Genomic DNA, 7185 nt, shown 5'->3' with positions numbered 1-7185 from the left:
TGCGGGAGTAGCTCAGTTGGTAGAGCGCAACCTTGCCAAGGTTGAGGTCGCGAGTTCGAGACTCGTCTCCCGCTCCAAATCCAGAGGGAAGCCTGGCTTCCCTTTTTATTTGCCGAAGAGCCCACGGCGATCGATCCGACGGGCGCCCTCGATGGCGACAGCGAGTGGTTACAATGCGGCATATCCCGATGGCGGGATGGCAGAGTGGTCATGCAGCGGCCTGCAAAGCCGTGTACGCCGGTTCGATTCCGACTCCCGCCTCCAAAATTCAAAAGCCCTGACTTGTCAGGGCTTTTTCTTTTTGTGTCGTTGCTACGGTGCTTCGGCGCTAATCGGCGAACTCATCTGTGCATTGATGGCGTGCAATGTCGAGTATGCGAACGACTGCGATTGGCCATGAAGCGTCATTGGTTTGCGTGAACGGCGAGACGTTTAGGAACCCAGGGTGGTTCGGCGTACGGATAGCCAGTCGTGCCATGTGACTTTTTCGATCGGCCCGGGCCGACTGTTGGTTGCCCAGATCGGAAGATTCAGCGCCTGCGTACCCGCTAGAAGTCTGCGTCCGACCAGATCACAACGCGAGCTGGCAGTCGGATTTCCCGCCGTGCCGGCACAAGCCGCCGGCCGGGACTCGTCTATCGACGCTGGTAGACAACGCCCTGAACCGAGACCTGATCGGGCTCCGGCGCTTCGTCAAAACGTTTATGCGCCTCGGCGATGGCGACTTGATTTTCGCTCGCCCAGTCGACCAACGCCATGACAGGTTTCAACAACGTTCTTCCCATGTCGGTGAGCTCGTAATCGACGCGAGGAGGAATTGTCGGATACATCGTTCGCGTGACCAGTCCGTCGCGTTCCAGTCCTCGCAAGGTCAGTGTCAGCATGCGCTGCGAAATGCCCTCGATGCCGCGCTTCAATTCGTTGAAGCGCCGCGGGCCGTTGGCCAGCATCGCAACGATGTAGAGGCTCCACTTGTCGCCGATGCGATCCAGGATTTCGCGCGTTGCCAGGTAGCCGCCAGCGTCGGGTGCGGGCATATCGGCAGGCAGCTCGGGGTGACTAAGTGACATGCGTGTGCCTTCTTGTGGGGAATCGACAGGAACCATACCATCCTTTGTATGAATTGGTAAGTAAGCATGAATTTCTTACTTAGTTCTTTTTTTATACCTTGGAGCTGCCGTGAGCCACACCCTGCTTGTCACTTCCAGCCCGCGCGGGGCTGACAGCCTTTCCGCCCGCTTTGCCACCGAAATCGCCGATGGCATCCAGGCTCGCTCGGGCGGCCCGCTGACGGTTCGCGACCTCGCCGCGAATCCGCCGCCGCACATCACGCAGGCCTACATCCAGGGCCGAGTCACGTTGCCCGAAGCTCGCACGCCGGAACAGCGCGAGGCGGTGGAGCCCGCGCAAGCGTTCGTGGACGAGTTGAAGGTTGCCGATGTGATCGTGCTCGGTTCGGGCATGATCAACTTCGGTTTGCCTTCGCAGCTCAAGGCGTGGTTCGATCACGTCACTTGGCCGGGAGTCACTTTCAGCTACGGCGACGCCGGGCCGAAAGGGCTGCTGGACGGCAAGAAGGTCTATCTCGTTACCGCTTCCGGCGGCGTGTTCTCGGAAGGCGCCTGGGCGCCGTTCGACTTTCAGACTAACTACTTGCTGCATCTGCTTGGTTTCATCGGCCTGACCGACGTTGAAGTGGTACGTGTCGAAGGCACGGCTTTCGGCCCCGATGCGGCGAAGGCGGCGACCGCCGACGCCGAAACGGCCGTCAAAGCCTTGATCGCGAAGGCTGCCTGACGTCATGGCCAGGGAGAAAAACATCGCGCTGTTCGGCGCGACGGGGCCAACCGGAAAGCACATCATCGAGGAAGCCTTGAAGCAGGGCTACCGCCTGTCAGTCTATACGCGCGACTCAAAGAAACTCGCCTCGTTCGCGGGAAGGGTCGAGATTGTTGTCGGTGACCTGCAAGACCCGAGCGCGATTGCGAAGTGCGTCCAAGGTGCCGATGCCGTCATCAGCGCCCTTGGCCCCAACAGTCTCAAGGTGCAAGGCGATAAGCCGATCATGCACGGCTTGACCCACATCATCGCCGCGATGAAGCACGCAGGCGTGCGCCGCCTTATCCAGATTTCCACGGCGGCCTACCGTGATCCCAGAGACGGCACCGACTTCAAAACCCATGCGTTCGCGCTGTTGTTCAGGGTTATCGCGCGTAAGGGGTATGAGGACATCAAGGCGACTGGCGAATTGGTCGCCAATTCGGACCTGGACTGGACACTGGTGCGCATTCCCAACCTCAAGGATCGCCACGCCGATGGCAGCGTGGATGTGGGCTGGTATGGAAAGACCAAACTCAGCACGTCGCTCTCCAGAGGCAATCTCGCGAAGTTCCTGGTTGCACAAGTGACCGACAAGCAGTTCGTGCGCGCCGCGCCAGGCATCGCTGACCACTGACGCCATAACGTCTCGACAAGGTTCACCCCATGAGCGGATTCACCCATGCCGATGTACCCGATCAATCGGGAAAGACCTTTATCGTCACCGGCGCCAACACCGGCATAGGCTTTGAAATAGCGAGTACGTTGGCGGCGCGAAGAGCCAGGGTGCTGCTCGCATGCCGCGACGAGCGTAAAGCGGAAGCAGCGATCCGACGGATTTGCCTGAAGACATCTGAAGCGAATCTTGCATTCCTGCCGCTTGACCTCGCTGATCTGACGCGCGTGCGCAACGCGGCAAAACTGGCCGAAAAGGAACCGCGCATCGACGCGCTCGTCAACAATGCGGGCGTGCAAGGGCCGAAGCTTGAGCACACGCTGCAAGGCTTCGAGCGGACATTCGGCGTCAATCATCTTGGTTGCTTTGCATTCACCGCGCTCATGTTGCCCAAGCTCATGGAGACCTCCGGGGCGCGCATCGTGGTCACGAGCAGCGGCCTGCACAAGGACGCGACGATCGAGTGGGACGATCTCAATGCGGAGAAGCGTTACAGGTGGATGCCGCGCTATGCAGCCAGCAAGCTCGCGAATCTGCTCTTCATGTTTGAGTTGGATCGGCGGCTGCGGGCGGCGGGCATACCTGTTACGGCAGTGGCCTGCCATCCGGGCCTTGCCGGAACCAACCTGGCGCGTGATAGCTGGTGGGGAAACATCGCGATGTCGTTGATCGGCCTGCTCTTCAATACGCCCGTTCAGGGCGCGTGGGGTGCATTGCAAGCGGCGACCGGAGAGATAAAGCCCGGCGGCTATTATGGGCCGACGAAAACCTCCGAATTGCGAGGCCCCTCCGGTGAATGTAGTCCGTCTCGTGACGCTCGGAACCCAGAACTCGCGAGACGACTGTGGGACGTATCGGTTCAACTGACGGGAATCGACGCCGAACTGCCTTCAAATTCATAGCGTCAGGATTCGATCACGAGTACATGGGGATGCTTGCGGAGCTACTAACCGCGTTGGCCGATGCCCGCCCCAAAAGATCGGCCGCCGGATGACCGAAGGACTCCGGGAAGCGGCGAAGGGACCGCGATCGCGCGACCGATTTTCCTACCCCAATCGCCGCGTTCGCGAGATCAATTGCAGAAATAAGGCTCGAATTCCTTGGCGTCATCTGCGAACCGAACCGCCAGAAAGTCCAGCAAGGCCCGCACTCGCGGCGCCATGAACTGCCGTCGTTGGAAGAGGGCGTGAACCGGCGCATCCGGACCGCGCCACTCCGGGAGCACCAGCGCTAGTCGTCCTGCCTTGAGATCGGGGCCGATATCCCAGATCGATTTCATCGCAATGCCGTGACCCTCCAGGGTCCATTCGCGGGCCACTGCACCGTCATTGGTTTCGCGCGATTGCGCGACAGGCGCGGAGAAGGTCATGATTTCCGCATCGCGTCGGAAGTGCCATTCGTTAGCGACCCCGGCGGCGGAGGACAACAGCACGAAGCGATGCTGCGCTAGCGAAGCAATATCTTCGGGAATGCCGTGTGCGTCGAGATAAGTCGGCGATGCGCACAACACACGGTGATTCGGCGCCATTCGCTTGGCGATCATCGTGCTGTCCGCCGGCACGCCGAAGCGGATTGCGAGGTCGATGTCGTCCTGCAACAAATGGGAAAGCGAATCGGACAGCACGAGGGCAATGCTCACGTCCGGATGCTGCACGTTGAACGCATCGAGCCACCTTCTGATCACGTTGCGTCCGAAGTCGGACGTTGCTGACACGCGCAGCTTGCCGCTGACGATTTCGCGGCCTGCATGCAGCGCAGCGTGGGCGTCGTCGAGTGTCTGCAACGCATGTTGGCTATGCGCCAGGTAGGTGCGGCCTTCATCCGTCAGGCGCAGGCTGCGCGTGGTGCGCTCGAACAGTTGCACGCCGAGCGCGGCTTCCAGTCTGACCAGCCGCGCGCTTGCCGCAGCTGGCGACAGATCGAGTTTGCGTCCAGCCGCCGAGAGACTGCCCAGCGCTGCGGCTTCCACGAACAGCCGGATGTCACCGAGGTTATCCACGTGTTGCCGCTCCTTGTCGATGAAACGCGCGCGCATGTCAATCACGCAATCGCGCCGCCGCCGTCGACCAGAACTGTCGAGCCGGTTGCGTAGCCTATGGACGCAAGATACAGCACCGCGCGTGTCATGTCCTCAAGGCGCCCGACACGGTGTGCTGGCAAACGCCGCGCCGCGATTTCGTCACGCGTGTCGCGCGCATTGTCATCGAGTCTCTCCTCGAGGCCCGGGAGAGGGGCGGCTCAATTGGCAACGATGCCGAGTTGCTGAAGGAATGTCAGGTTGTCCTCGAGATGCCAGTTGTCGGTGATCTTGCCGTCGCGAATGCGATAGATATCCGTCGCGATGAAATCGACTGGCTGGCCCTTGCCCTGTACGCCGTTGAACGTGCCGGTGAAATGACCCGTGAAGCGCAGATGCGCAATGACACGATCGCCTGCCACGATCATCTGCTCGACCGACGCATGCACGTCGGGAACGGCTGCATGAAATCCTTTCGAAGCCGCCAGGGGGCCGGCGATGCCCTGCGGGCGGCCATGCGGTAGCGTGCGATCGGTGAAGGTATCGGCGAGCGCGGCGCGGGCCTGTGCTTCGTCACCCGTGGTCCAGAACGTGTCGTAGGTGCGCGCGGCGCGAATCTGCGCTTCCGCCTGCTTCTTGGGAAGGCTGCGATCGACGATCAATGTCTGTGGCTGCACGAGTCCGTCTTCAGCCGGAATCGTCGCTGCGCTGGCCGGCTTCGCCGCTCCTGCGACGGCCAGCAATGCCATGCCGAGGAAGGCGGAAGCGGTGGAAATGGTGGAAATGGCGCTAATGCGCGACGCAAAGCGCTTAGTGTGGGACATGACGTTCTCCGGATGGATGATTAAGGTAAGAGCGACCCAGCGTGGCGACGCAATTGCCGCGACGCCTGAAGCGGCCACGCATACATCGAGACGCAGAGCGAGAAACGGGTTGCCAAGCGCGGCGAGCGTCACGATTGCGGCGACCCAGGGCAGTATGTCGATGCGTGCAGTGCTGCGGATGACAGGCATTCTGCTTTTGTCAGGCGCTGTAGAAAAAGGGGCCGACCGTTAAATGACTTTCAAAGAAAACGGAAAAGTCGGGAAGCGCGGGGTCGCGCGGTGCGAACGGACGGCGAGCAGGCGCGAGACACGGCGCGTGCGGCTCGGTGGGGCTCATGGAAAGGAACGCACTCAATGGCGCAATTCGCCGCCTGAAGCGCAGACCGTTTTAATCGCGCGACATCGGTGTGATGAATTCGACAGTCACTGCAGGCCCAAGCTGAACGAAGGCCTGTCGTTCGCCGGATAGCGGCACGTCGGCGATTTGATAGGGAAGACGACTCGCCGTTAGCCGAGCGATGAGCGCGTGCCAAGCCGCCGGGTCGCACAAGCGAAACGCCAGATGGTCGATGCGGGAAGTGGACATTCGGGTAACGCGGTTCGCAGGCGAGGACCGCCGGACCAAGTGAACGATCGGACGGCCGTCGAGATACAGCCAATAGCCTTCAACGCCAAACGGAGGACGCGGCCCCATCCTGAGGCCGGCGATATCGACAAAGAATGCGCGGATGGATTCGAGGTCGTCGGCGACGAGAGTGACGTGGTCGAGGTACACGAGAGCAGGGGCCCGGCGGCGGAAAGTTTAGCTTCCAGCATTCTGGCGGCCTTTGATGTTGCGGATATAGGGTGCGTGCGTTGAATCATCTTCAAACAGGGCCGAATAATCTCGCCGCCGCGTTGCGGGCATCGTTCCTCATTGCGGAACCGTCATTGCCGCTACCCCGGCGATGACGCATGCCAGCCCCAGCCAGGCCGATGCCGATAGCGATTCTCCGAGGAACACGATGCTCGTCGCCACGCCGATGGGAACTCGCAGATACGCTTGCGCCGTCGTGCCAACCGAACCGAGCGTTCGCACGAGGCGAAAGTAAATGACAAATGCCATTGCCGTCGAGAAGAGCGCGAGCGCCGCAAGGGCCATGATCGATGGCATCGACGGATTCAGCGTCCACGGGCGGTCGACGACCAGACTCACCGGCGTCAGCACGACCGCCCCAACGATGAGAGAGCCTGCTGCGGGGGCCACCGGCGAAAGTCCGTTGAACGACCGACCATAGATCGCCGCTCCCGCGTAGCAGACCGTCGCCACCACGATGGCCAATTGCGGAACGAGCTGGTGCCCGAGCCCTTCGAAAGCGGTAACGCCAACGATCAGGCAGATACCGACCAGCCCGACGATGACGCCGAACAACTTGCGAAGGGTGATGGGTTCATGGCGCGTCACGCCCCAGGTTCCGAGAAACACGAAGACAGGGGAGGCAGCGTTGAGGATGGTCGCCAACCCAGCGTCAACGGAACGTTCCGCCCACGCGATGAGCATGAACGGCACGACACTGTTCAACAGGGCCTGCACGAAAAAGCGACGCCAGACGGCGAGATCGCACGGCATCGGGATATGTCGGACACGCATCCAGAGCAGCAATGCCGACCCGGCGATCAACGTTCTCGCTGCGATGAGCGTCAGCGGGGGAATCGTGTCGACGCCGATTTTGATCAGGGTGTACGACGCGCCCCACAGCGTCGAAAGTGTCAGGAGCAGGATCGAATCAAGCACGGCGGTGGGGCCGCCCATGGCTGCGGTTCGCATATTGTGGACTTGGCTTTCGAGGGGTAAGGATCGACACGACGCG

The 7185-nt window shown here is 61.2% G+C and carries 8 protein-coding genes, 2 tRNA genes and 1 pseudogene; 5 read left to right on the top strand and 6 right to left on the bottom strand.

Annotation, left to right across the window (positions count from 1 at the left end; genetic code table 11):
• Window position 1: 1 nt before the first annotated feature.
• Together PMO31116_RS22675 and PMO31116_RS22670 are read left to right on the top strand one after the other, a co-directional pair.
• Window positions 2–77, top strand: a tRNA-Gly gene (locus PMO31116_RS22675).
• A gap of 113 nt (window positions 78–190) precedes the next feature.
• Window positions 191–264: transfer RNA gene (locus PMO31116_RS22670), tRNA-Cys, on the top strand.
• 371 nt (window positions 265–635) lie between these two features.
• On the opposite strand, the gene PMO31116_RS22665 is transcribed toward PMO31116_RS22670, so the two are convergent.
• Window positions 636–1070: a winged helix-turn-helix transcriptional regulator gene (locus PMO31116_RS22665; protein WP_150568677.1), complete on the bottom strand. Its 435-nt coding sequence runs from the start codon at window positions 1068–1070 to the stop codon at window positions 636–638.
• Window positions 1071–1179: 109 nt separating this feature from the next.
• On the opposite strand from PMO31116_RS22665, the gene PMO31116_RS22660 reads away from it, so the two are divergent.
• Genes PMO31116_RS22660 through PMO31116_RS22650 form a run of 3 tightly spaced genes read left to right on the top strand, consistent with a single transcriptional unit; the run spans window position 1180 to window position 3396 of the window.
• Window positions 1180–1797 carry an FMN-dependent NADH-azoreductase gene (locus PMO31116_RS22660; RefSeq protein WP_150568669.1) on the top strand — a complete coding sequence of 206 codons (618 nt, stop codon included), beginning with the start codon at window positions 1180–1182 and terminating at the stop codon, window positions 1795–1797.
• A 4-nt stretch (window positions 1798–1801) separates the two neighbouring features.
• Complete coding sequence (locus PMO31116_RS22655) at window positions 1802–2455, top strand: NAD(P)-dependent oxidoreductase (protein WP_150568668.1); 654 nt, start codon at window positions 1802–1804, stop codon at window positions 2453–2455.
• A 29-nt stretch (window positions 2456–2484) separates the two neighbouring features.
• Window positions 2485–3396, top strand: a complete 912-nt coding sequence (locus PMO31116_RS22650; RefSeq protein ID WP_150568667.1) for an oxidoreductase — start codon at window positions 2485–2487, stop codon at window positions 3394–3396.
• A gap of 170 nt (window positions 3397–3566) precedes the next feature.
• Here PMO31116_RS22650 and PMO31116_RS22645 read toward each other — a convergent pair whose 3' ends face one another.
• The 5 genes and pseudogenes from PMO31116_RS22645 to PMO31116_RS22625 form a co-directional block, all read right to left on the bottom strand.
• Entirely contained in the window at window positions 3567–4493 is a 927-nt protein-coding gene (locus PMO31116_RS22645; protein ID WP_174971719.1) for a LysR family transcriptional regulator, read from the bottom strand.
• A 41-nt stretch (window positions 4494–4534) separates the two neighbouring features.
• Window positions 4535–4714, bottom strand: a pseudogene (locus PMO31116_RS24185) (SDR family oxidoreductase); the annotation flags it as partial.
• A gap of 18 nt (window positions 4715–4732) precedes the next feature.
• Entirely contained in the window at window positions 4733–5260 is a 528-nt protein-coding gene (locus tag PMO31116_RS22635; protein ID WP_150568675.1) for an ester cyclase, read from the bottom strand.
• A gap of 463 nt (window positions 5261–5723) precedes the next feature.
• Window positions 5724–6110, bottom strand: coding sequence for a VOC family protein (locus PMO31116_RS22630; protein WP_150568666.1), 387 nt, complete (start codon window positions 6108–6110; stop codon window positions 5724–5726).
• Window positions 6111–6248: 138 nt separating this feature from the next.
• On the bottom strand, window positions 6249–7142 hold the full coding sequence (locus PMO31116_RS22625) for a DMT family transporter (RefSeq protein WP_150568665.1): 894 nt from the start codon (window positions 7140–7142) through the stop codon (window positions 6249–6251).
• Window positions 7143–7185: the final 43 nt, after the last annotated feature.

Origin of the sequence: Pandoraea morbifera (assembly GCF_902459575.1) — a bacterium.
In the GTDB taxonomy this organism is placed as follows: Bacteria; Pseudomonadota; Gammaproteobacteria; order Burkholderiales; family Burkholderiaceae; genus Pandoraea; species Pandoraea morbifera.
This window is presented reverse-complemented; position numbering and strand designations above follow the sequence as displayed.